18 protein-coding genes, 1 pseudogene and 1 riboswitch are annotated in these 24,894 nt (G+C 37.2%); of the genes and pseudogenes, 14 read left to right on the top strand and 5 right to left on the bottom strand.

The window, feature by feature from the left end; translation table 11 throughout:
- Positions 1–83 precede the first annotated feature (83 nt).
- From BC6307_RS20605 to BC6307_RS20575, 7 genes are all read left to right on the top strand, one after another.
- Positions 84–1,580 carry a sugar ABC transporter ATP-binding protein gene (locus tag BC6307_RS20605; RefSeq protein ID WP_066420786.1) on the top strand — a complete coding sequence of 499 codons (1,497 nt, stop codon included), beginning with the start codon at positions 84–86 and terminating at the stop codon, positions 1,578–1,580.
- On the top strand, positions 1,577–2,539 hold the full coding sequence (locus BC6307_RS20600) for an ABC transporter permease (RefSeq protein WP_066420784.1): 963 nt from the start codon (positions 1,577–1,579) through the stop codon (positions 2,537–2,539). The genes BC6307_RS20605 and BC6307_RS20600 overlap by 4 nt, the downstream gene beginning before the upstream one ends.
- An 80-nt stretch (positions 2,540–2,619) precedes the next feature.
- Positions 2,620–3,696: an alcohol dehydrogenase catalytic domain-containing protein gene (locus tag BC6307_RS20595; protein ID WP_066420783.1), complete on the top strand. Its 1,077-nt coding sequence runs from the start codon at positions 2,620–2,622 to the stop codon at positions 3,694–3,696.
- A 65-nt stretch (positions 3,697–3,761) separates the two neighbouring features.
- Positions 3,762–5,303, top strand: a complete 1,542-nt coding sequence (locus tag BC6307_RS20590; protein ID WP_066420782.1) for an FGGY-family carbohydrate kinase — start codon at positions 3,762–3,764, stop codon at positions 5,301–5,303.
- 137 nt (positions 5,304–5,440) lie between these two features.
- Positions 5,441–6,148, top strand: coding sequence for an L-ribulose-5-phosphate 4-epimerase (locus BC6307_RS20585; protein ID WP_066420793.1), 708 nt, complete (start codon positions 5,441–5,443; stop codon positions 6,146–6,148).
- Between the two features lie 18 nt (positions 6,149–6,166).
- The gene (locus BC6307_RS20580) at positions 6,167–6,958 is read left to right on the top strand and encodes a Cof-type HAD-IIB family hydrolase (protein WP_066420781.1); all 792 of its coding nucleotides are present in this window, start codon (positions 6,167–6,169) and stop codon (positions 6,956–6,958) included.
- 217 nt (positions 6,959–7,175) lie between these two features.
- Positions 7,176–7,664, top strand: coding sequence for a GNAT family N-acetyltransferase (locus tag BC6307_RS20575; RefSeq protein WP_066420780.1), 489 nt, complete (start codon positions 7,176–7,178; stop codon positions 7,662–7,664).
- Positions 7,665–7,763: 99 nt separating this feature from the next.
- Here BC6307_RS20575 and BC6307_RS20570 read toward each other — a convergent pair whose 3' ends face one another.
- Together BC6307_RS20570 and BC6307_RS20565 are read right to left on the bottom strand one after the other, a co-directional pair.
- Positions 7,764–8,306: a hypothetical protein gene (locus tag BC6307_RS20570; protein ID WP_066420776.1), complete on the bottom strand. Its 543-nt coding sequence runs from the start codon at positions 8,304–8,306 to the stop codon at positions 7,764–7,766.
- A 216-nt stretch (positions 8,307–8,522) separates the two neighbouring features.
- Positions 8,523–8,843: a hypothetical protein gene (locus BC6307_RS20565; RefSeq protein WP_066420775.1), complete on the bottom strand. Its 321-nt coding sequence runs from the start codon at positions 8,841–8,843 to the stop codon at positions 8,523–8,525.
- Positions 8,844–9,035: 192 nt separating this feature from the next.
- Here BC6307_RS20565 and BC6307_RS20560 point away from each other — a divergent pair.
- Positions 9,036–10,502: pseudogene (locus tag BC6307_RS20560) on the top strand (IS1182 family transposase); the annotation flags it as partial.
- A 136-nt stretch (positions 10,503–10,638) separates the two neighbouring features.
- On the opposite strand, the gene BC6307_RS20555 reads toward BC6307_RS20560, so the two are convergent.
- Both BC6307_RS20555 and BC6307_RS20550 read right to left on the bottom strand, forming a co-directional pair.
- Positions 10,639–11,325, bottom strand: a complete 687-nt coding sequence (locus tag BC6307_RS20555; RefSeq protein WP_066420403.1) for a DUF4956 domain-containing protein — start codon at positions 11,323–11,325, stop codon at positions 10,639–10,641.
- Positions 11,326–11,337: 12 nt separating this feature from the next.
- Positions 11,338–12,084 (bottom strand): polyphosphate polymerase domain-containing protein, encoded by a 747-nt coding sequence (locus BC6307_RS20550; RefSeq protein ID WP_066420404.1) that lies wholly within the window; start codon positions 12,082–12,084, stop codon positions 11,338–11,340.
- 167 nt (positions 12,085–12,251) lie between these two features.
- Between BC6307_RS20550 and BC6307_RS20545 the strand changes: the two genes are divergently transcribed.
- Positions 12,252–14,702, top strand: a complete 2,451-nt coding sequence (locus BC6307_RS20545) for a CotH kinase family protein (protein WP_066420406.1) — start codon at positions 12,252–12,254, stop codon at positions 14,700–14,702.
- A gap of 60 nt (positions 14,703–14,762) precedes the next feature.
- On the opposite strand, the gene BC6307_RS20540 is transcribed toward BC6307_RS20545, so the two are convergent.
- Positions 14,763–15,743, bottom strand: coding sequence for a glycerophosphodiester phosphodiesterase family protein (locus BC6307_RS20540; protein WP_094366343.1), 981 nt, complete (start codon positions 15,741–15,743; stop codon positions 14,763–14,765).
- Positions 15,744–16,156: 413 nt separating this feature from the next.
- On the opposite strand from BC6307_RS20540, the gene BC6307_RS20535 reads away from it, so the two are divergent.
- From BC6307_RS20535 to BC6307_RS20515, 5 genes are all read left to right on the top strand, one after another.
- Complete coding sequence (locus BC6307_RS20535) at positions 16,157–17,092, top strand: TraB/GumN family protein (protein WP_066420410.1); 936 nt, start codon at positions 16,157–16,159, stop codon at positions 17,090–17,092.
- Positions 17,093–17,631: 539 nt separating this feature from the next.
- A riboswitch (cyclic di-AMP (ydaO/yuaA leader) is annotated at positions 17,632–17,787 on the top strand.
- 73 nt (positions 17,788–17,860) lie between these two features.
- The gene (locus tag BC6307_RS20530; protein ID WP_066420412.1) at positions 17,861–19,090 is read left to right on the top strand and encodes a dicarboxylate/amino acid:cation symporter; all 1,230 of its coding nucleotides are present in this window, start codon (positions 17,861–17,863) and stop codon (positions 19,088–19,090) included.
- A 222-nt stretch (positions 19,091–19,312) separates the two neighbouring features.
- Positions 19,313–20,359 (top strand): lactonase family protein, encoded by a 1,047-nt coding sequence (locus tag BC6307_RS20525; RefSeq protein WP_066420413.1) that lies wholly within the window; start codon positions 19,313–19,315, stop codon positions 20,357–20,359.
- Between the two features lie 237 nt (positions 20,360–20,596).
- A complete protein-coding gene (locus BC6307_RS20520) occupies positions 20,597–21,958 on the top strand; it encodes a hypothetical protein (RefSeq protein ID WP_066420415.1) in 1,362 nt (453 codons plus the stop codon).
- Between the two features lie 478 nt (positions 21,959–22,436).
- On the top strand, positions 22,437–24,836 hold the full coding sequence (locus tag BC6307_RS20515) for a M14 family metallopeptidase (protein ID WP_066420417.1): 2,400 nt from the start codon (positions 22,437–22,439) through the stop codon (positions 24,834–24,836).
- Positions 24,837–24,894 lie beyond the last annotated feature (58 nt).

Here is a 24,894-nt window from a genome sequence, read left to right as displayed (position 1 = left end):
GTAATCTTTTTTTCAGAAGGGCGCTTTGCATTATTGAAAGCGCCCACTGAATGAAGAGGTGTAAAAAAAGGAAGGTGATTCCGATGGATAATGTATTAGAGATTCAGAATATCACGAAAGAGTTCCCAGGAGTAAAGGCGCTAAAAGGTGTTAGTTTTGATATTCGACGAGGAGAAGTGCATGCCTTAGTTGGAGAAAATGGTGCAGGGAAATCAACGTTAATGAAAATTCTTTCGGGTGTATATGAGCCTACAACAGGGAAAATTCGCTTAGATGGTAAAGAAGTTACTTTTACAGACCCTAAACAAGCACAACAATTAGGTGTAAGTATTATTCATCAAGAATTTAGTTTAATCCCATATTTAAGTGGTGTAGATAATATTTTTCTAGGTCGTGAAAAGAAAGCAAATGGAATACTAGACAGAAGAGTAATGAGGAAAGAAGCAGAAGAAGTTTTAAAAAGACTAGATGCGAATATTGACTTAAACAAGCCAGTAGCACATTTAAGTGTTGCAAACCAACAGTTTATTGAAATAGCAAAAGCAATTGCTATAGATACAAAAGTATTAATCTTCGATGAGCCAACAGCAAGTTTAACTGGTAAAGAAATTGAAAAGCTATTTGAGTTAATTGAGAGATTGAAAGCAGATGGGGTAACCATTATATATATATCACATCATTTGGAAGAAATTTTGAAAATGTGCGACCGTATGACATGCTTGCGTGATGGAGAGTTCGTAGCAACGAAAGACGTAAAAGACTTAACAAAACAAGATATTGTAAAAATGATGGTCGGTCGTGAAATTGTAAATGCCTTTCCAGAAAAAACGAAACGTACTGGTAAGGAAGAGTTACGTTTAGAAGTTAAACAATTAAGTAATAAAAGTGTGAACGATATTCAATTTTCTTTAGGGAAAGGTGAAATCGTTGGAATTGCCGGGCTCGTAGGATCTGGTAGAACGGAAACTGTGCGAGCGTTAATAGGAGCTGACCCAGCGAAAGAGAAAGAAGTTTTCATAGATGGAAAAAAAGTATCTATCAAGAGTCCTACTGATGCTCTAGATTTAGGGATTGCCTTAATCCCAGAGAGTAGAAAGACTCAAGGTCTCGTATTAAATATGTCTATAAAAAACAATATTAGTATCCCGATTTTAAAAGACTTAGGAAATTTTTTGGGGATTATTAACAAGAAAAAAGAAAACATGGTTATCAATCAATCTATTAAAGATTTATTAATAAAAACACCAAGTGGTAACCAACTGGTGAAGAATTTAAGTGGTGGAAATCAACAGAAAGTGGTTCTAGCTAAGTGGCTAAATACAGACTGTAAAATATTAATTTTTGATGAACCGACACGTGGGATTGACATTGGTGCTAAGGAAGAAATCTATAAGCTAATGAGAAACTTGGCTGATAAGGGAATTTCTATCATTATGATATCTTCTGAATTACCAGAGATTTTAGGAATGAGTGACCGAGTTCTCGTCATGCATAAAGGAAAAATGAAAGCAGAAATAGACGGCAAAGAGGCTACCTCTGAAAATGTAATGTATTATGCAACAGGTGGTGTAGATGGATGAGTGATTTGCGAAAAGGGTTAAATGCAAAAGAAATATTTAAATACCCTGAAATGTTAACTTTAATTGGATTTTTTGTACTTTGTATATTTTTTAGTTTTGCTAGTGAACAGTTTTTAACGACAAACAATATTACCAACATAGTTAGGCAAGTCTCCATTAATGGAATTCTAGCAGTTGGGATGACGTTTGTTATTTTAACAGGTGGAATCGATTTATCAGTTGGTGCTGTAATGGCCTTAACTGGAACGATTATGGCAGGTATGATGATCAATTACGGTATGCCGCCAATCGTAGCTGTATTAATTGGTATTTTGTTAGGGGCAGTAATCGGTTATGTGAATGGATTATTCGTATCTCGTGCACGAATTCCAGCAATTATCGTCACGTTAGCGATGATGGAAGTTGCTAGGGGAGCGGCCCTTTTATATACGGGAGGTTATCCTTTATCAGGTCTTCCAGAATCATATGCATTCATTGGAAGAGGTTACTTATTCGGTGTTATTCCAATGCCAGCAGTTATCATGGTTTTAGTGTTTGTAGCTGCTTATATTATTTTAAATCATTTACCAATTGGTAGATATATTTACGCTATTGGTGGTAATGAAGAAGCAGTTCGCTTATCTGGTGTAAAGGTGAAAAGAGTAAAAGCATTCGTATATTTAGTTAGTGGAGTGACTGCTGCGATTAGTGGCTTGATTATGACATCACGACTTTCATCTGGTCAACCAATGGCTGGTGAAGGTTACGAACTAGACGCGATTGCTGCAGTAGTTTTAGGTGGTACTGCTATTGCAGGTGGACGTGGGCATATTTTTGGAACGTTACTAGGTGCCTTATTATTAGGAGTTTTAAGTAATGGACTGAACTTGATGGGTGTTTCTCCATACGTTCAAAGGGTTCTAAAGGGTGTCATCATCGTAGCTGCAATCTACTATACTAGTTTCCGTCAAAAGGATTAATTAAATAGAAATGAATTTTAAGACAATAAAATAACGCCTTGAAAATATTGAAAATTCTAACATAAGAGGAGCTGTACATTATGTCAATATTACCAGAAACAATGAAAGCAGTCGTAGCACATGGTCCGGAAGATTACCGTGTAGAGGAAGTACCTACACCAAGAGCTGGAAGAGACGAGGTCGTAATTAAAGTAGAAGCTTGTGGTATTTGTGGAAGTGATTTAAAAGCATATCATGGCTCAGCGATGTATTGGGGCGGAGAAGATCCTTGGATGAAAGCACCAGTAGTACCAGGACATGAATTTTATGGAGTAGTGGCAGAGTTAGGGGAAGGTGCTGCTGAAAAGCATGGATTAAAAGTGGGAGATCGAGTGACAACGGACCAAATTAACCCTTGTGGTAAATGTAAGTTTTGTACAACGGGTAAATATTGGATGTGTGATATTCACAATATTTACGGTTTCCAAAAAGATGTTGCAGAAGGTGCAATGGCAGAGTATATGAAATTTAGCAGTACAGCTAGAATATATAAAATTACGGACGGTGTAACAGCAGAAGAAGCTGCTTTAGTAGAGCCAATGGCATGTGCTGTGCATACAGTTCAAAGAGCTTCCATTGAATTCGAAGACGTTGTCGTGTTAGCAGGTGCGGGAACTTTAGGTTTATGTATGGTGCAATTAATTGCTCTAAAAACGCCTAAAAAATTAGTTGTTTTAGATTTAAATGAGAAAAGATTAGCTGTTGCGAAAAAGCTTGGTGCGGATATTGTTATTAACCCAGCAAAAGAAGATGCAATCAAAATAGTAAAAGATTTAACAGACGGTTATGGTTGTGATGTTTACATTGAAGCATCAGGGCATCCAAGTGGAGTAACACAAGGGTTAGAAATGATTAGAAGACTAGGTAGATTTATCGAGTTTAGTGTATTCGGTTCAGAGGTAACAACTGATTGGAGTGTTATCGGGGATAGAAAAGAATTAGATATTAGAGGATCTCACTTAGGGCCATATACGTATCCGGTAGCAATTGACTTATTCGAACGTAAATTACTTACAGCGGAAGGTATTGTAACACACAGCTTTAAAGTAGAAGAATTTGCTGAAGCGATGGAAATGGCTCATCACCCAGAAGCTATTAAAGTATTACTTAAGCCCTAACACAAAAAATCATACTAATTTATTGGATTTTAACTAGAGCAAACTTGCGAATGAAGGGTGATTAAATGGAATACTTAATTGGTGTTGATATCGGTACCCAAGGGACGAAAGCGGTCCTTATTGATCCGAAGGGAAAAGTGTTAGCACATAGCTATAAAGGTTATGATGTAGAAACACCGAAACCTTCTTGGGCTCAACAATGGCCTGGACCTTGGGAAGAGGCAACTAATTTTACGATAAGGTCAGTAGTGGAAAAATCAAATGTAGATCCTGAACAGATTAAAGGTGTGGCGATTAGTAGTTTATACGGAGGGTCCGGTATCCCTGTAGATAAAAATATGAAGCCGTTAGCTCCTTGCTTAATATGGATGGATAGACGTGCAGAAGAGGAAGTAAAGTGGGTAAAAGAAAATATTGATCTTGATAAGTTGTTTCATGTAACGGGTAATTCTGTTAACTCATATTTTGGTTTTACAAAAATGTTATGGATTAAAAATAATTTACCGAAAGTATGGGAGCAAATAGAGTACTTCTTACCACCGGCTCCATATATCGTCTATACATTAACTGGTGAGGTAGCGGTAGATTATTCATCGGCAGGAAATGTAGGCGGTGTGTTTGACCTTAAGGAAAGAAAATGGTCTGAGGAAATGTGTGAAAACTTAGGTATTCCTTTTAAGTTTATGCCGGAAAGGCTTGTAGAGTGTACGGATATTGTTGGAGGAATTACAGAAGAAGCATCTGAAAAAACAGGCCTAAAAGTAGGAACACCAGTTATTTGTGGTGGTGTCGACGCCCCAGTAGCAACAATGGGGGCTGGTGCTCTTGCTGAAGGTAACCATGTAGCGATGCTAGGAACTTCTATGTGTTGGGGCTTTATTACGGAAAAACCAAATTTATCTCCAAATTTAGTTAGCATGCCTCACTGTGTAGATTCTAGCGATATTATCTATACATTCGGAGGAGCTGCAACAGCAGGTGCTATATTACGATGGTTTAGAGATGTAATTGGAACAGAAGAATTAGAAGTGGAAGAGAAATTAGATATTAATGCTTATACTTTGCTAGATTTAAAAGCAAAAGACATTCCTGCTGGTTCAAACGGATTGTTAGTTCTTCCATACTTCATGGGTGAAAGAAGTCCGATTTGGGATAGTAATGCCCGCGGATTAATTCTAGGGCTAAGTTTAGTCCATACGAAGGGACATTTATATAAAGCCTTTATGGAAGGTGTAGCTTATTCATTACGTCATAACATGGAAATGGTATTAGGGACTGAGGCGAAGCTTGATAAAGAACTAATTATTGTTGGTGGCGGCTCTAAATCGATGAACTGGCCACAAATATATGCAGATGTTACAGGGTACCCAGTTCGAATTATTAAAAATGACGTAGAAGCTCCATTAGGGGACGCTGTGCTAGCTGGCATTGCAACAGGAGTTATTTCTGACCCGAATGTTTTAAAAGATTGGCTAGAATTTGATGAAGTTATTCAACCTAATGTTGAAAATAAACTGAAATACGACCAGTATTATGAGCAATATATAAATCTTTATGAAAACACGCAACAAATAATGAAAACAGTAACAGCAATTGAAAATAAATAACTTTATAAATACTAGTAAACTATCAAAAAAGTAGGGGAAGATTCACACAATCCAACCTACTTTTCTTTTGGAAGCCTATTAAATTGTTAATGAGAAATGAAAGTAATTTACTTTGTTTTAGAAACGGAGTGATTAAAATGTTAGAGGAATTAAAAGAAAAAGTCTTACAAGCAAATTTAGAACTACCTAAAAGAAACCTAGTTATTTATACATGGGGAAATGTGAGTGCTATTGATCGTGAACAAGGGCTTGTTGTAATAAAGCCGAGCGGAGTCCCGTATGAAAAATTAAAACCTAGTGATTTACCAGTCATTGATTTAAACGGTAATAAGGTGGAGGGAGATCTGAACCCTTCATCCGATACGGCAACACACTTAGTTTTATACAAGGCATTTCCAGAAATAGGTGGAGTCGTCCATACTCATTCACCGTGGTGTACGAAGTGGGCACAAGCTTGTAGAGCAATACCTACTTTTGGTACTACCCATGCTGACTATTTTTATGGAGATATACCTTGTACTCGACCATTAACGCCATTGGAAATTGCAACTGAATATGAAAAGAATACTGGGGATGTAATTGTAGAAACATTTAAAAACTTAAATCCAAATGATATTCCGGGCGTTGTTGTACATAGTCATGGTCCTTTTAATTGGGGAAAAGATCCAATGAAGGCTGTTGAAAATGCTGTCATTATGGAGGAAATTGCTAAGTTGGCATTTTACACGCAAAGCCTATCTCCTCACGCTGAACAGATGGATCATCATCTTCTAGATAAACATTTTTTAAGAAAACATGGTAAAAATGCTTATTACGGTCAGAAAAGCCAAAAGGTAAATAATTAAAAAAGTAAGGGTGATAAAATGCAGTATAAATTAGTAGTACTTGACATGGACGGCACCTTACTAGATGATAACCATCAAGTTTCTGATAAAAATAAGGAAGCAATTAACAAATTAAAGAGTAGAGGAATTAATGTCGCGTTAGCGAGTGGAAGGCCTTTTGAATCCATCTATCCGTATGCAAAAGAATTAGAGATCAATACTCCTATCATTGCGACTAACGGATCTTTAGTAAAATGTCCAGTTACTAAAAAAGTATATTCTTCAACGGTATTACCTACGAATTTTGCAAAAGAAATAATTGAATATGGAATGGAAAATGAATATTGTATAAGCTTATACCTTAATGAAGAGGTTCATACTTTTCATGAAAGGATGGTAAAAGTTCATTATGACCTAGAGAAACTTCATGCAAAATTAATAGATACGATTGATGAAGAAAAGGATATTTATAAAATAATATACTCTCATACAGCTGAAAAAATTGAAGATGCCTTCGAGATACTGCATGGTAAATATAATAAAGTTATGTATATTACTAGATCGGATGATATTTATTTAGATATTATGCATAGCAATGTATCGAAAGGGTTAGCTATAGAACAGTTAATGAGTATGTTAAAGATATCCCAAAGCGAGGTTGTTGTGATGGGAAATAGTTATAATGATATTGCGATGTTTCACGTAGCAAATTTGTCAGTAGCTATGGGTAATTCGCCACAGGAAGTGAAAGAGGCAGCAGATTTTGTTTCAACATCAAATGATGATGATGGAGTTGCCTATGCAATAGAAAAATATATTTTTGGAGCATAAACGACATAATTAAAAACAAGAACCAGGCAGATGCCTGGTTTTATTTTTTTGGTAAAGACTTTCTTCTGAATTTTTAAGAAAACGAATGCAAAATTGTATTATAATAGAAAATAAGGATACAGAATTTTTGAAAAATAGGGATGGGAATGAAAAGGATTCTAAATGAACATACAAGGGATTCGTTTACTTTGCTAATAAGAAAGGGGTATATGCAAAAATGTCTATAACTTTACACGAAGTTTTACAATCAGAAAAGGATGTTTTAAGAAATTTTTATTCGTTATACCTTCATGACCTATCAAAATTCACTTCGACACTTGAAATCAGCGAAGAAGGCTACTTTGAGTTCGATGGTTTTGAAAAATTTTGGGAAGTGGAAGGAATCGTTCCGTATTTTATCAAACTAGAAGAAAGAATTATAGGCTTTATTCTGCTACTAGAGCGCCCTTTTTTAAAAGCACTGAATGACTTTGGCATTAATGACATCTTTATTTTAAACAAATATAAAGGAAAAGGTTTGGGAAGAGAAGCAGTAAAGCAGCTTTTTAAAGAGAAGCCTGGAAAATATTTTGTTATGGAGCTAATCGACAACCAACCTGCTGTTTCGTTCTGGAAAAAGCTTTATAGTGAACTCGACATTCAGTATGAAGAAAAAGAAGACCACATCGATGATGAGCCTTGTTTGATTCAGACGTTTGTTGTGTAAAACAGGAAGCAAAAATGTAAGTTAATATAATAAACTCAAAAAAATAACCACTACTTGTTATGGGCAAGGTAGTGGTTATTTTATTTATTAGTGAGACGCTTAATCCCTTAAAACCGGGGCGTACCAACGCTCGCCGATGGCCATGCCGTCTCCCTGTCTTTCGTAATTAAATTTTGCAGAGTTGTTGCCTTCTAAATGGTATGGTACTTCCCAAAAAACAGTAACCTCACTAACATTATAATCGGCAAGTTTAGCTGCAAGATGATCGCTATACATTTCTAACATTTCTCTTGTTGTACCTGCTCTATTCTTAACATCCCAAACTAAATGAGGTAAAACTATGTAGCTTCCATCCCCAAGACCAAGGTTTTCATTTACTAGTAACTGACTGATAGTTGTACCATTAAAATCCTCATCAACTATTTGTTCAACTGTTCGTTCAATTTTCTCTTTTTCTGTTAGTTCTACTTCAATATTTTCTACTTGATCGTCAGTCTCTGTCACATCGGAAGCATTATCGACAGCGTTGTTAGAAGTATTATCTTCATCGTTATTAGAAGCGATCATAAAGATAACGACAAGGGTAATTAACCATACCCACCACTTCTTATAAAATGGTTTTTTAGCATTTTCTTTAGCCATAAATAGATACCTCCTTTATGAAATTCGACATAATACTACCATGAGTTGACAAAAAAATCAAAATTTAAATCTATAATATGTTGAGATTCCTAAGAAGGTTTCAGTTTTTTAAAATGATAAGGGTTAATGTATTTAAAGTATGGGTAGGAAGGGGGGGAGACATTTTTTAATATTAAAAGGGGACTGAATAGTACCCCTTTTTAAAGAATCAGTTCTTTAATTTAATATAACAAGAAACGACTGCAATTCCTCTTCAGACTGAAACTTAAAACCGTACCCATATTGAATTAACTCTTTCCCGGTATGCTTTCTCTTAGGAAAAGCATTAAATGAAGTATTATGAATCAGCCCGCTAGTCTTTTCTTCTAGCATACTGTTACCTTCTATCTTTTTAGGGTCCAAGATAATCGTTAATTCTTTGTTTGGTAATAAGTAAATTACTTCTCCAGTTTCGTTATGTTCAAATTCAGTTGATTTCGTCGACTGCTTTGACACTTTATAGTTGTTTAACTGAAAAAGCTCAACATATTTATCCATTCGTTTACATCCTCTCAAGGCTTATGATTTTTTCCAAAAAATGTGTGGACGAGGGACCTGTCCGAGACCACTGAAAAACCCCTCCTAATAAATGTAAAAAAATAAAAAAAGAAAACCTTCCTTTATCAAAATTTGGTATAATTAGAAACGACCAAGAATCTAATTATCAATCGAAAAGGAAGGTTTTCTTCTATGCTTAAAGAAAAAGATATGCAGTTAAGCATCTACTCCGAATTATACTATAAAATCCCCAAAAATCATACACTCAAACTTGTCAGAGAAGCAGTTGATTTTTCTTATATTAACAAAGTACTGGAAAAATCGTATTGTAAATACTATGGTAGGCCTGCCAAAGAACCAGAAATGATGGTTAAATTACTCGTTCTTGGATACCTTTATAATCTTTCTGACGAAAGAGTAATAGAAGATGCTTCCCTTAATCTAGCTTATATGTACTTTCTAGATATTAATCCTGAAGACACACTACCACACCCCAGCCTGTTAGCCAAGTTTAGAAAACACAGACTACAGGATGTCTCGTTAGATGATATTATAGCCCTATTTGTTAAACAATGCGTCGATAAAGGAATTATCAAAGGTAGTTCTGTAAGTATTGATACCACTCATACAGAAGCTAACACGTTCAAAGCTACACCCGAACGGGTGATGAAAAGATTAGTTAGTAAGATGTTTAAAACATTAAAAGAGGAAGTAGAAAAAATTCCAAGTGATATCAATCAAGAAATCCCGGATTATAAAGAAATTGAAGACCCTAAAGTTGCGAAAGAAACAATGAAAGCCTATGTTGAAGAAACTATCACCACAGTAACAGAAAACGTAGACGTAGAAACTACACCTAAGACAAAAGCAGTGATTGAAAATGCGAAAGAAATACTATCCGACCCAAAGTTTTTAGCCCAAAAAGGTGTACGTTCTATTGTTGACCAAGAAGCAAGAGTTGGGCACAAAAGTAAAACTTCCAACTTCTTTGGATATAAAACAGAATTTATGATTACAACAGAAGATAGAATTATTACTTCCGTAAGGGTAGGCAATGGGGCATACGTGGACGGTAGTTTTTTTGACGAGCTATTACAACTCACTATAAAGTCTGGTATTTCGGTTGAAGAACTATATGGAGATAAGGCATATTTCAAAAAAGTAATTTTGGACAAATTAAAAGAAATAAAAGCAGCTGCCTACATACCTGTAAGTGAAATGGCTTATAGAATTAATGAAGAGTTATTTAGTTATAACAAAGACGCTGATCAATGGAGTTGCGAACAGGGAAATACGACTATAAAAAAATATTATAAGAACACCAAAAACAGACAATCGTACAAATATTACTTTGATAGAGAAAAATGTAAAGCCTGTCCAATCAGGACAGATTGTATTAAAGGAAAAAATGTTGGAAAAATCTTAGAAGTTGGAATCAACACACCAGAATTCTATGAATATAGCCAACAACAAAAACAACCAGAGTTTAAAAAAAAGTATAAAAAGAGAGCATGCCAAGAATGGAAAAACGGCGAAATGAAATGCTTTCACGGGCTAGATCGTGCCAGGGGGTACGGTCTCAAAAGCATGTCTACACAAGCAAAATTAACTGCATTAGCAGTTAATATAAAGAGGATAGGAAAGATCCTATCCTCCAAAACAGGGTAAAAAACGCTGGTTAGCATCAAAATAGGACAACATTTTCCTTATTGAGAGGTAAAAGTTGTCCTTATTTTTTTTCCGTTTCAAAAAAAGGGACTTTTTCAGTGATTTCGGACCTGTCCCTCTGTCCACTTTAGTAGTTGACGTCGGTGTAGTTGATCATGACGTTGAGGTTGGAGTTGCGTTCGCGGACTGCGTCGATGATGTCTTTGTCTTTGACGCCGTCTTTCATTAGTACTTCATATTCTAATTGAATCATCGTACCGAGGTTTGTCGTTTGGACGCGCGTTAATGACTGGTATGTTGTGTATTTTGCAAAAACATCATCAAAGAGTCCGTCGTATTGTAAGTTTTCTGGTACGGTAATTTTCATCGTACGAGGTGCTCCTTCGCGGTTCCCGTAATTAAATATGTATAAAGCATAAATTAATAAGCTAAGCGTAATCGTAAAAATGATTGCTAATAAATAAAAACCGAGACCACAAGCAATTCCGGCAGCCATCGCGAAAAAGATGAAGGCGATATCTTTCGGATCACTCATTGCACTACGGAAACGAATTATTGAAAATGCTCCAACTAACCCGAATGCTACTGCAACGTTATTACCGATAACAATCATAATTAGCGAAACGACAACACCCATAATGATGACCGTATGGACAAACGACTGTGAATATCGCGGCCCTTTGTACGTAAGCTTATAAACTTTCGTAATGATTAACGCTAAAATAAAACTTAAGAAAACAGCTAGGAATCCATCAATGATGGTCATTCTTGTCGTCGTGTCGTGCTGACGTAATATTTCTAGTAAACTATCCATCCTTTATACCCCTTATCTCTCTAATGTGTGCATCATTATTTCAACATCTTCTTCCTCTAACAAATCAACACTCGTGCAAAATTTAGACACGCTACCTTTCCGACAACCGAGTTCACTTAGAAGGCGGGAGAGCCATAGCGGTACACTATAATCAACCTTAACCTCTAGTACAACCATATTTGGGTCTACGAAGTGGGTTCCATGTGGGCCGTGTTCAATATGCAAATCATCTTTCCGGCAGCGTAAATTATAATCAAACGTCACGCGTAAATCTGGATCATCAACCCCAACGAAAGCCTGTCGGTCGTAGCTTACGATATTTTCAGGCACTAAGTTATATAGATTGCGGAACGAATCAATTTCACTAAAAATTTGCTGATTGGAAACGGAGATATCGTCGTGTTTTCCTAACAAATTGTCGATATATTGATAAGCATGCTCAAGCTTAATACTCGTCCGGCGCTTGTTCACACGATTTTTATACTTCTTTTTAACTTCAAAAAAAGCGTTATCTTCCAAAGTAGCCTTGTTGTAAATACGAAGTCGTAGTTTTTGTCGATATTTCCTTTTGTTGCGAGTTTCATAGTATATTTTTTTATCAGCGGAATCGAAATAGAGACTAATAATATTGTATTTTCCTTCCGAGTCCCCGTACTTGTCGTAAACCATCCGTGTTTGTAAAATCTGTGAGAGCTCTTCATATAGATGAAACGGAATTAAATATTTCAGTTCATACCGGCTAAAAATTTCACCTGCCAATTGCATCACCCTCGGAATTTTTTAATTTCTAACATAATAGATTGTTAATTTTTCGTAAAAATTGTATTATTATTGTTAATAATGTTACATTTTGCCACTAATTATATAGTTTTTTTAAGAGATTGTAAATGTTGGATAAAAGGAATAGAGCCTTCGGAGGATAGATAATGAAAAAATCAAAGTACTTACTACTACTTTTATTTCCAATTTGCCTGATTGCGTGGATTGTTTCGTATGCGCTTGCATCTGGACCGATTATTGCGGATAAAAATTTGGAAGCAGCAATTCGAATTGCTATTAACTACGAAAAAGGAGAAATACGTGCGGACCAACTAGCAGGAATTCAAGAGCTTATTTTACGTGATAGCGAGATTGAAAGCTTAGATGGCATTGAGCACCTTACTTCTCTAGTTTCCCTTGATTTGCGTGATAATAATATTCAAGATATTTCACAGCTTAGCAGCTTAACGAACTTGCATGAGTTGAACTTACGTGGTAATAAAATAAGCAACATTGATGCGTTAGCCGAGCTAACAAGCTTACGACAATTAAATATTCGTGACAATAATATTCAAGATATCGATGTATTAAAAAATCTAGCGCAACTCCGAGATTTAAATGCAAGGAACAACTTGATTACTAATATCGAGCCACTATCAAACTTAGAAAACTTGCGCGATCGTCTTTATTTAGAAGGGAATCCGATTACGGACTTTTCTCCAGTTTTGCCTTACTTTGATGAAATCTTACAGACTGATGTTAATCCAAATAATTATTCAGATGCATCCCTTCTGCAACCGATTTTTTCCCATGCAGGAGGGTTTTATGAGTCTTCGTTTCATTTAGAAATTACAAGTCCGATAGAAGAAGCAGTCATATACTACACGTTGGACGGTTCAGAACCGGATCCTATTAATAATGTAGAGAGCACATATACATACGAAGGACCGATAACTATTGAAGAAAGAACGGATAATCCTTTATCAGCTATTCCAACAAACTTCATCGTAGAAGCTCGAGATTGGAAGGAACCACAGCCTTCAAAAAGTGGAATGGTAATTCGTGCATACTTTGAAACTGAAGAAATGACGAGTGGAATTATCACTCGATCCTACTTCATTCAACCACAATACACACTTCCAGTTATTTCTCTCGTAACAGATGCAGACCATTTATTTGATGAGGAAACAGGTATATATGTACCTGGAGTTCATTATGAATCTAGTAGTGAAAATCGTGATGCTACTGGAAATTACTATCAACGAGGAGATGAGTGGGAACGACCAATTCATATTGAATACTACGAATCAAATGGGGATTTAGCTTTTGCTCAAGATGCGGGGGTTCGAATTCATGGAAACTTTACGAGGCGTTTTCCACAAAAGTCGCTTCGATTGTATACAAGAAGTGATTACGGCACGAGTCGTTTTTCCTATCAATTTTTTGATGAAAAACCGATAAATGACTTCAATCGAATCTTGTTAAGAAATTCAGGGAATGATTGGGGTATGACGATGTTTCGTGACGCTGCCTTACAAAGCCTTGTACACCATTTAAATTTAGATACTCAATATTACAAGCCGACGATTGTTTTTATTAATGGAGAGTATTGGGGCATCCATAATGTTCGCGATCGCCTTGATCAGCATTATTTGGAAACCCATTATGGTGGGGACCGTGGTGACTTTACGATACTAGAGCGTGAAGGTAGACTTTCGGAAGGGTCAGAAAAAGGTCAAGAAGATTATGCGTTGATGATAGAATACGTAAAAAATAATAACCTTGCTGAGCAGCATCACTTTGAACACATTCAGTCACTTATGGATATCGACAATTACAGAAACTATTATATTACGCAAATTTATAATGCTAATACGGATTGGCCACAAAACAATATTAGCTACTGGCGTTACGAAAAAAGTGAAGGTGCTAATAGTTTACCAGGTCTTGATGGCAGATGGCGCTGGATGGCGTTTGATATGGATAGAACTCTCGGCTTTGTACCACCAAGTCATAACACGGTGGAATGGGCTACGAGTCTAACAAATGAAAGACATAATCACGAGTGGCCAAACGTTCTTTTTCGCTCTCTATTAAACAATGAGCAGTTTAAACATACATTCATAAATGAGTTTGCGGACCATTTAAATACTACTTTTCATCCTGACCGGGTTATTCAAACGATTCAAAAGATGAAAACAGGAATTGAACCTGAAATGGAAAACCATATTAAACGTTGGGGAGCCCCAGTAAGTATGGATGGATGGAACAGTAATGTTGAAAAAATGATTAATTTTGCGGAACAAAGACCGATGTTTGTTCGTGAACATTTAGCGAACCACTTTAATTTAGGAGAGACAGTCTCCGTACAGATAAAATCGGACTCCACAAAAGGTACTGTTCAAATCAACTCTATTAAACTAGATGAAGAAACACCTGGAGTTATGAATTCAGACCTTTGGACAGGGCAATACTTCCAAGGCGTTCCAGTTGTGATTACCGCTATACCGAAACAAGGCTATACATTTGTAGGTTGGAAGGGAGCGGCTGATGGAAATAGCGAGACACTCGAGATGGAATTATCGGGGGATGTAGTCTTAGAGGCAGTATTTGAATAAAATAAACATAGGGACAGGTCTTTTTATTGGAAGATCCTGTCCCTATTGTAATGTTGTAGGTTATTCAGTAAAAATACCGGGCACTTGGCTAATCACGTCTACCCGATTAGTCCAAATGCCACCGTTATAATTTTTAGGTAGTCGTTCTAAATCTGATACTTGATCAAAACCTTCGGACCAATTACCATTACCAGCAACGAGAATCACCCTTGTGTCGACAGCGTCCATTCTATTTAAAAATTTCTGTGGGTAACCCCATAAGATGCGTGCGTATGTTTCCGGTATGTGAAGTTGCGTATTTTTACAAGCATCTGGCATATAGCCTGTCCACCCGACTGCTAAATAAGGAATAAGACAGCTTTTTAACGTTTCTTTCGACATAACGCGCATTTGCGGCATTTCTTCTTTTAACCTCTCAATCGGTAAATCGCCACCGTAGACTGCAACGTTTTCTAATTTTGGATATTTTGCAAGATAGTTTGCTAGTTGTACTCCTTCGTTCGCGTCGTTACTTTTAATGTGGATTAAAAGTTGTTTGTCAGGAAATGTTTTTAACACCTCACCGAGTGTCGGCATTAGGCCAACTCCTTTTCCGCGAAACGGGTATGTTTCACCGTTATCGGCAGTATAACCGTAGCCAACATCGAGTTGTTTTAGTTCTGCCATCGTGTGCTCTCGTGTTACCCCTTCACCATCCGTTCTACACTCCAAATTCCAATCGTGGAAAACGGCAAACTCACCATCTTTCGTAGGGTGAACATCCAACTCGACAATGTCTGCACCATGTGCAAATGCAGCTTCCATAGACGGAACCGTATTTTCTAAATAAGCATGCTCTGGCTCGTAAATGATCTCCGCAGTACATGTTTCACCGGTAATCCCTTCCAATGGAAAAGTTTGTGCCAATCCACGGTGTGCCAAAAGGATAGGGTCACCTGAGCGATCCTTTGTGAAAATAGAACTGTTATTGAAGAATATGAATAATGTTAATAAGACAATGAAAAATAAAAATCTCTTTATAAACTTTTTAAGGTTCAAAATGAGCACCTCCGTATGGGCGTAAATTATCATAAATAACAATATACCGTTGAGGCAGTAAATACAAGGTTGATAGAGTGAGAAGAATGCCGATTTACTATGCTTTGTAGTCGTTACATCTAACTTTTTGAACGATTTCCTTAACGTTATAGTTATATTAGTATTGATATATCAATTTACTTAACAGGTTTTGCGATTTACTTAACAGGTTCTCAAACTTACTTAACAAGTAGTCGAATTTATTTAACAAACAGGCATAGTTAGTTAACATTTTGCTAGTTTTTGATACACACCGTTTCCAATTTTATGAAACTTTTAGGAGGGGAAATACGTAATAAGTATAAGGTAGAAGGAAAAAAAGAGGTTTACATTAATTTAAAGTGGGGCATGGAATCTGTCTCAAGATGGGGGTTTAAATGAAGAAATTACTTTCGATGTTTTTGCTAGTATTTTTAATTGTTGGTTTAGTAGCGTGTTCCTCGAATGACGAGAAAGTGGATCAGGAGGCCTTGGCTGAGGATGGGTCGTTAGGTGTTTTTTATGAAGTAAGTGAAGGAGACAATACTGTTTATTTGTTTGGATCTGTACATATTGGCAATGAAGAGATGTATCCAATGCATCCAAAAGTGGAGGAAGCATATAGTAAGGCGAGTGTGCTAGGTGTTGAAGTGGATATAAATAATATTAATCAAATGGAGCTTGCCCAAGCGATGACGTCTATTGCCATTTATCAAGATGGTACGTCATTAAAGGATCACCTAACCACAGAAGTGTATGAAGAAGTTGTCTCAATAGGATCATCTGTTGGTTTGGAAGAATTCATGATTGCAATGTACAAACCTGCCTTCGTTACTGATTTAATCACTAATTATTATGCAGAGCAAAATGGTTATTCCGCTGAATATGGCATTGATCAATATTTTCTAGATCGAGCGGCTGAAGATGAGAAGGTAGTGGAGGCACTAGAAAGCTTGCAATCCCAGTTAGAAATTATGACTATATTAGAAGAAGAGACGCAAATAAAAATGCTAGAAGACATATTAGCGAACAAAGACAATTACAGCCAAGAATTAGATACTTTAGTTAATGCTTGGGTGACAGGGGACGAACAGACATTTGAATCGATGCGTGCTGCGGAAGAGTACGATAGTGAAGACTACCTTCGTTACAAAAAAGCGTTAAGCGACGACCGGGATAAAGAAATGGCCAAAAAAATAGAGGGATTCTTGCAATCTAATGAACATGATACTTATTTTGTAGTCGTTGGAACACTTCACCTTGTTGGAGAAAATAGTATTATAGATGTTTTAAGAGAAAAAGGATATGAAGTGAAAAGTGGGTTTGGGCAGTAGGTCCGAATCCTTTTTTTATTAACTTAGGCCAAAAGAGGCAAAGACAATACGAAAAAAGAATACCCCTTACAACCCAAACGTTCATGAGAAATTTGCTGTAAATTATAATGAATTGAAAAAAAGGAGTTCATTTTCCGAATTGCTTTGAGGTGGGAATGAAAAGGCAAAGAAATGGGTTTTGGTTGTTCCCTTCTTGAGCGTCTAAAAGTAAAGAAGTATACAAATATACGTTGAACGATTATTATTTATTAGTGGATAAATATATTATGAATAGCGCATTTAGGAATTTGGTTGGTAGTGCGTGCAGAGTGGATGCCTCAAGACAGTTATCGAAATTAAATTTAAAACGCTCTAGTGTGTTTAAAGGAACAAGTTATCACTTAGAGTTGTTTGAATAAGTAGGTTGGAAGTGGTGGGAATAATCTTATGAAAGGTATACTGGTGGTCCATTCCAAACATCTAATTATTGACGTATTCGCTGAGATTTATTATTATATGATAGTGTGCAAAAGAAGACGTCCTACTGACGTAGTAAAAACATCATATTTAAGCTTAATCCCATATAGGAACGGGGGAACCAATTTATGGTAACGACCACGGGGGTGAATCCTGAACTAGTTTTACTAGTCAGGTAGGGTGATTTCTCTACATCCGAATCCGACAGCTAACCTCGTAGGCAAATTTAGAGACCGTTATTATATGTTTATTAACCACGATAAGGTTTCTCTTGTCGTGGTTTTTTATTTTCAATTAAATGGAGGTTTTGCAATGGAAGGAAGTAAAAATCTAACAAAAAGGATCATTATTGCACTTATTTTAGGATTGATTTTAGGTTTTGTTTTAAATATCTTTGCACCAAGTGTGTTTGAGATTGTTGATCCGTATATATTACATCCGTTAGGGACTCTTTTCCTTAATTTAATAAAAATGTTAGTTGTTCCGCTAGTTTTTATCTCAATTGTTGTAGGAGTTGCCGGACTAGGTGACCCTGCTAAGTTAGGAAGGATTGGGGCAAAAACGGTTGGATACTTTATGATAACAAGTCTTTTTGCACTTACTTTTGCAATAGGAACCGGAACATTGATGCAACCTGGTTTAACTGCAGAATTTGATACAGAAAACGTGACATATGAACCACAGGAAGCACCATCCGTTGTGGATACATTATTAGCAATTATTCCTACTAACCCAATTGATGCGATGAGTGGTGGGAATATGTTACAAATCATTACATTCTCCATCTTTATCGGGCTTGCCCTTGCAGTTTTAGGTGATAAAACAAAAGGTATCCTGAGGCTGTTTGAACAAGGAAACGAAATCATGATGTACTTAATTAATCTCATTATGAAACTTGCTCCTGCTGGGGCTTTCGCCTTAATTGCTTCAGCTGTAGGAAAACAAGGTTGGGAAGCTTTCAAAGTAATGGGAATGTACTTCATTGCGGTCTTAATTGCTTTATTCCTTCATACGGTTATTGTTTATGGTGGAACTGCCTCTTTACTTGGAAAAATGAATCCAGTAAAGTTTTTCAAAGGTTTTGCACCAGCGATGGCTGTTTCTTTTAGTACATCAAGTAGTAACGCAACATTACCTGTATCGATGGAAACTGCTCAGAAAAACTTAGGTGTTCCGAAGCATATAAGTAGCTTTATTCAACCATTAGGAGCTACCATCAATATGGATGGAACAGCGATTATGCAAGGTGTGGCAACGGTATTTATTGCACAAGTATATGGAGTAGATTTAAGTTTAAGTCAATTATTAATGGTTGTTTTAACTGCGATACTTGCTAGCCTTGGTACTGCCGGCGTTCCGGGTGTAGGTTTAATTATGCTTGCGATGGTTCTAAACTCTGTTAACTTACCAGTTGAAGGGATTGCTTTAATTATTGGAGTAGACAGACTTCTTGATATGACTAGAACTGCAGTTAATATTACTGGTGATGCAGCATGTGCTGTTTATGTTACAGAATCAGAGCGAAAACGCGAGTCGAAATAGTGATAAATAATGGTGGTCAAGGGGGAAGTACCTTGACCACCTTTTTTCATGAGTTAGGAGAGTTGCTTTTTCCAGTATTTTATAGCCTAATTCTTATGATAATGTTACGAAATTTGTTATAGTAGAATAAAGTGGAAACAGGGGAAGGCACTTTGCCTGTTTATGTTTTAGTAGAACAAAGAACTAGCCCTTCGACCAAAATAATTTTAGAGGAGTTATTAAATGACAAAATTAATTGGCTATGTTGGAACTTATACGAAGGAAGACAGTAAAGGTGTTTATCAGTTCGTACTGGATACGGAAAAAAGAGAGCTTTTAGACGTAAAGCTAGCTGCAGAGCTTGATAATCCTACATATGTTACGGTAAGTAAAGACAATAAATATTTATATGCAGTAGCAAAAGAAGGGGGAAATGGTGGAGTAACAGCGTTTTCTATTAATGGTGAAACAGGTGCGTTAACAAAATTAAATAGTCAGGCATCTGCAGGTTCACCACCTTGCCACGTTAGTGTTAATCACGATAACAGCAATGTAGTGACTGCGAATTACCATACAACGAAAATCGTATCGTATGTGACAAACGAAGATGGATCTCTTCAACCAGCTATATCTGTTATTGAGCATGAAGGCTCTGGTCCACATGAAAGACAGGAAAAGCCGCATATGCATTATGCCGGTTTTACTCCAGACGAAAAGTACGTTGTAGCAATTGACTTAGGAAGTGATCGTGTTATTACTTACAGTGTCCATAACGGAGAGTTAAAAGAGGCAAGTGTGTTTACAACAAAGCCTGGTAGTGGTCCAAGACATATTACGTTCCATCCGAATGGGAAGTTTGCTTATGTAATGACGGAATTAAGCTCTGAAGTGGTTGTACTTCATTACAATGATAGTGATGGAAGTTTTGCAGCGCAACAATACATTCCTACTATACCAGCAGACTTCTCTGAAACAAATGATGGAAGTGCGGTTCATATTTCTGCAGACGGGCAATATGTGTATGCAGGGAACCGCGGACATAATAGTATAGCTGTATACAAGGTAGACCAAGATTCTGGACAGTTAACCTTTGTTGAATGGACTTCAACGGAAGGCGATTGGCCGCGTGACTTTGTACTTGACCCTACTGGAGAGTTCCTAGTTGCTACGAACCAAAAGTCAAACACGATGACATTGTTTAGTAGAGATACAACTACAGGGAAGTTACAAAAAATCCAAACGGATGTAAAAGTGCCAGAACCGGTTTGTGTGAAGTTTTTGAATGTGTAAAAAGTGATAGACTAGTTTCAAACAAACGTTTGATTGAGGTATCGACCTTTTGAGATACATTTGCTTTAAAGTATTTAGGTATGGGGTTTAGCCGAACTGGCTAAGCCTCATCATTTTATTATTTGGGTAGATGTGAACAAGGAAAAGTTCCCTTGTTCATCCATTTTTTGGTGGGACGAGGGACCTGTCCCTCCGTCCACGGTATCTGTCCCGCTGTCCCAAGAAAGGATCCTGCAAATGAAGAGAAATAGTATTTTCCATTACTTTTATATGATTTATGGGCTATTATTTGTTTTATTTTTAATTAATGTATTTGTAGAGTCCGTAGTGTTAACTTATATTGTCGGTGTATTTGCGGTAATGATTGTACCGTTAGCATGGTACCGCGCGAGTCGTTTATTTAAAATAATTGGAGCTCTGTTCTTCCTTACTGGTGCTAGTATGAGTATATCTAGTGGTATTGCTTGGTACGAGATTCCGCTACAGGTTACAAATACAGTACCGATGCTTTTGTTTTTATCCGTTTTGCCATGGATGGCGATGGCGTTTCGAATCGGGGGCTATGATGAGCGATTAAGTGAAATGATGCACACAGATTCTAACAAGCTATCCTCTATTTATGGCAAAAGCTTAATGACGACGTATGCGCTTCTCATTTTCATTAATATGTCAGCGATGTACGTTTCGCAAAATATTTTAAAAGAAAAGCTAAAGGGAGTCCCTCAAAAAATTGCAGAGTCGTTCGTCATTCAAACGACAGTACGTGCATTTGCATTAGCGATTTTGTGGAGTCCAATGGAAGTGATTGTAGGTATCGCAGTTGATGCAACTGGTGTAAGTTATTTTGCCTATTTACCTTGGCTGTTACTTATTTCTTTTATTGCCGTAACGCTTGATATTTTAATTAGTAGACGGAAATATGATCGTGTACTAATTGAGCAGGAGCCTATTTCTTTCTCCAAAAAATTCATCTTTAAAGAGATAAGCAAGTTGCTCGTCGTGCTAGTGTTATTTCTAGCAACTATTGTTGTCGTTAATAGTTTAGTAGACTTTAATTTTATGCTCACTGTGGCACTTGTTATTTTTCCTTTTGCGTTTCTATGGTCAGTGGCGATGCGCGAGCCTAGTCTGTTTTTAAAAAGTGGTTGGAGAAGCTGGGCGAATCATAACAATGGCATTCATAACTTTTTTGTTTTATTTATTACACTCGCCTTTTTCTCAGAAGGGTTTAATAGTACTAGCTTACCTATTATGCTTCAGCATTCGTTAAACTATGTTACAGGCCTACCGCTACTTGTTTTAGTATTAATAACAGTATTTTATTTTGTGATGGCAATGATTGGTGTGCATCCAATCGCGACACTTGCGATATTAATTGAAGTGTTAAATCCTTTATTTGCGGTTTGGAATCCTTTGAGCATTGGACTTGTGCTAATCGTATCCGCCTTGTCTATATCAGCTTCTTCTCCGTACGGACTGATCGCAACCTTAACTGCACATCACTTAAAGGTGAATCCTTACAGAATAACGAAAGCTAACCTCGCATTTTCGGCTATGTTGAGCGGAATTAGTATTATAATTGGGTATTTATTATTGTAACTAAGGACCCTTCATCACGAAAAAGGGACCGAGTTCTACTAAGTAAAGTTGAAACTAGGATAATCGTCCTCTCTGTTTCTTATTATATAAGAATAACGAGGAGAATTATCCTAGTTTCTTTTAGTTGGAAATAGGAAAATATACCCTCTACATTTTTCCCTAAAATAAATGTCTAATATTGCTTAATTTTTGATAAAATGTGCGAATATATGACATGATTTTCTATGAAAATAATAATGAAAATGGTAGTTATATTATTTTTCTAACATAAAACGAATGTCTTCATACACCATCATATTGTCTCTCTCACATCAAAATTAAAATACTCCTATAATTTCTACTTCCTGTCGTATGTTCACGAATGTAAAATAACGTAAAAAATCTCTTCGGATTCCGAACGATAAAGTGACAAAGCTAGTAACTACTCCATTGCTATAATGTGGTTGTTTTACAACTATTATTTGGGGGTGGAGTGTAGATGAAGAGAAAGAAACATTGGGGAGGGAAGTTTGGGATTCTATCCGTAATCGCGGTTCTATTTGTTTCCGTGTTATTCGGTTCACTAGGATCACCAACGTCCGCAGAGCCAGAGCCGGCTGAACGAATAGTAGAAGAGGAGTTATTGCATGTACAGTTGGAAGTACCGAATGCCGATGCTGCGATGAAAATTATGGAAATGGGTATTGAGTTTGACCACGGCATTCATGAGCATGATGGTGTGTATGAGGTAGAAGTTACTGCAACACCATCAGAGCTACGTCAGTTAGAAACTTATGGCATTGAAGTGCATGAAGTTTTAATGACAGAAAAGCAGTGGAATGAAAGAATTGCAGAAATGAATGCTGTGTTGGAGAGAAATGAAAGCGCTATCCTGTCAGAAGAAAGACTGCAAATTTTACGTGCTAATCATTATACAAATCAATCGGCATCGTTTCTTTATGTAGAAGCAAAGTCTAGTGTTGGTGCGTCAAGTAGTACAGCACTTACAGCGACTTGGACAGAAAATGGTGTGGAAAAATCGGCAACACTAGCTCGCCGTTCGGATTACGGTGAATATTTATATCATTGGTTTGAGCTTCCGGTAGAAGAGATTCCTACTTCTGTAACGATTACGAGCAATCAAGGAGCAACGGCAACAAGTCCAGTGGAAGAATGGTTAGGAGGGGTTCCGAAACCTGGTAAACCAAATCCACATTACGTTTCTGATTTTATTGATTCGTATATGACTCCTACACAAATTAATGAGCGTATTGACCAATTAGCTGCGGAGTTTCCGGATTTAATGGAAGTAATTCAAATGCCTTATAAAACAAACGGATACCGACGTCATGCTCAAGCAACGATGGGCGGTTTTACGAATACAGCGGTTGTTGTGTCTTCTATAGTCTGGGGGCATGAAGGCGGAAATGGTATGGAAGTCGAGTTTGTGAACCCTGGAGGAGCTAATTCTCCTTTAACTGTTTCGGTAGATGAAAATAAAATAACAGTTAGCTTAGCGACGAACGTAGCCGGAGCTTTAACAAGTACGGCAAGGGATGTTGTGAATGCGTTAAACAATCAAGCAGGGGATTTAGTTTCTGCAAATACTTATCGTGGAAATACAGGTGGAGGTATTGCACAAGTTTGGTCTTCCACTTTAACGGATGGGTTAAATGGACCAGAATATGTGTCCCGTGAACCTGCTACTGTAAAAGCTATTCGTATAGGTAAAAAGAAAGACGGTTCTAAACCGGGTGTACTTGGTTATGCACAAGAGCATGCTCGTGAGTGGGTAACACCTTTAGTTGTGATGGAAACAGCTGAGCGCTTATTACGCAACTATGCACATGATGCAGAGACGAAAAAACTAGTAAACTCTTTAGATATTTTCTTAATTCCGATGGTAAACCCTGATGGAGCAAATTACAGTTTTTACGATTACAACATGCAGCGTAGAAACATGACGAACCATTGTGGACCGGATGGGGCAAACGATTTTGGAGCGCGTTCTGCTTGGGGAGTAGATTTAAACCGAAACCATTCAGTTGGAAGTATTCATGACGGATTTATCGGGGCATCGTTAAGCTGTACGAGTGATACGTACGCTGGTCCGGAGCCAACGAGTGAACCAGAATCAAGAAATATTGTGTGGTTGGCAGACCAATATGAAAATATTAATTTCGGAATGAACATTCACAGTCATGGTGGATATTTCATGTGGTCTCCAGGAGCGTATGATGCAAACCGCGAAACACTTCCTCGTCCATCTGCTGGGGAAGAAGCGTTTTATTGGGGAGCTTCTGAGCATATTTTAAACAGAATTCAAGAACATCGTGGAACTGTTATCCAGCCAACAAGAACGGGCCCTATCCCTGATGTATTATACTCAGCGGCAGGAAACTCTGCGGACTATTTATGGTATGAAAAAGGGATCTATACGTGGAACTTTGAAGTAGGAGCGCCACTATGGAACCCAGCTACGAATAGATGGGTATCTGTTGGTTTCCAGCCTCCATTTGAAGAAGGTCATGAAGAGGCGTTGGAGTTTGCAAATGGGTTAATCGGTTTATTTGAAGTGGCATACCAGCACGGAAAAGATAAACAACCGCCGAGATCTACTATTAACCCAGGTAAAGGAACATACAAAGGGCCAGTAGAAGTATCATTTGAAACGAGCGAACCTGCAACAATCTATTACACGATAGATGGTAGTCGCCCAACATTTGAATCACCGAAACTAGGCCTTTCTGGTACAAGAGAGCCTGCGGAAAAACTACTAATCAATGAAACAACAACAATTAACTGGTTCTCCGTTGACCCAGCCGGAAACGTAGAGAAAAACTACAACCCTAGTGGAAATGGGAATAACTTTAATTCAGCGAAGATTACAATAAAGTAAAAAGGGTCTGAACTCACGAAGGGCTGAGCATGATTGCTCAGTCCTTTTTTTAAAGTAA

Origin of the sequence: Sutcliffiella cohnii, from assembly GCF_002250055.1 — a bacterium.
Taxonomy (GTDB): Bacteria; Bacillota; Bacilli; order Bacillales; family Bacillaceae_I; genus Sutcliffiella; species Sutcliffiella cohnii.
Note: the sequence above shows the minus strand (reverse complement) of the source record. Positions and strands in the feature narration are given on the sequence as shown.

Coding starts and splice junctions, on each gene's coding strand:
- BC6307_RS20605 (WP_066420786.1), top strand. CDS start 84: ATGGATAATGTATTAGAGATTCAGAATATCACGAAAGAGTTCCCAGGA.
- BC6307_RS20600 (WP_066420784.1), top strand. CDS start 1,577: ATGAGTGATTTGCGAAAAGGGTTAAATGCAAAAGAAATATTTAAATAC.
- BC6307_RS20595 (WP_066420783.1), top strand. CDS start 2,620: ATGTCAATATTACCAGAAACAATGAAAGCAGTCGTAGCACATGGTCCG.
- BC6307_RS20590 (WP_066420782.1), top strand. CDS start 3,762: ATGGAATACTTAATTGGTGTTGATATCGGTACCCAAGGGACGAAAGCG.
- BC6307_RS20585 (WP_066420793.1), top strand. CDS start 5,441: ATGTTAGAGGAATTAAAAGAAAAAGTCTTACAAGCAAATTTAGAACTA.
- BC6307_RS20580 (WP_066420781.1), top strand. CDS start 6,167: ATGCAGTATAAATTAGTAGTACTTGACATGGACGGCACCTTACTAGAT.
- BC6307_RS20575 (WP_066420780.1), top strand. CDS start 7,176: ATGTCTATAACTTTACACGAAGTTTTACAATCAGAAAAGGATGTTTTA.
- BC6307_RS20570 (WP_066420776.1), bottom strand. CDS start 8,306: ATGGCTAAAGAAAATGCTAAAAAACCATTTTATAAGAAGTGGTGGGTA.
- BC6307_RS20565 (WP_066420775.1), bottom strand. CDS start 8,843: ATGGATAAATATGTTGAGCTTTTTCAGTTAAACAACTATAAAGTGTCA.
- BC6307_RS20555 (WP_066420403.1), bottom strand. CDS start 11,325: ATGGATAGTTTACTAGAAATATTACGTCAGCACGACACGACGACAAGA.
- BC6307_RS20545 (WP_066420406.1), top strand. CDS start 12,252: ATGAAAAAATCAAAGTACTTACTACTACTTTTATTTCCAATTTGCCTG.
- BC6307_RS20535 (WP_066420410.1), top strand. CDS start 16,157: ATGAAGAAATTACTTTCGATGTTTTTGCTAGTATTTTTAATTGTTGGT.
- BC6307_RS20530 (WP_066420412.1), top strand. CDS start 17,861: ATGGAAGGAAGTAAAAATCTAACAAAAAGGATCATTATTGCACTTATT.
- BC6307_RS20525 (WP_066420413.1), top strand. CDS start 19,313: ATGACAAAATTAATTGGCTATGTTGGAACTTATACGAAGGAAGACAGT.
- BC6307_RS20520 (WP_066420415.1), top strand. CDS start 20,597: ATGAAGAGAAATAGTATTTTCCATTACTTTTATATGATTTATGGGCTA.
- BC6307_RS20515 (WP_066420417.1), top strand. CDS start 22,437: ATGAAGAGAAAGAAACATTGGGGAGGGAAGTTTGGGATTCTATCCGTA.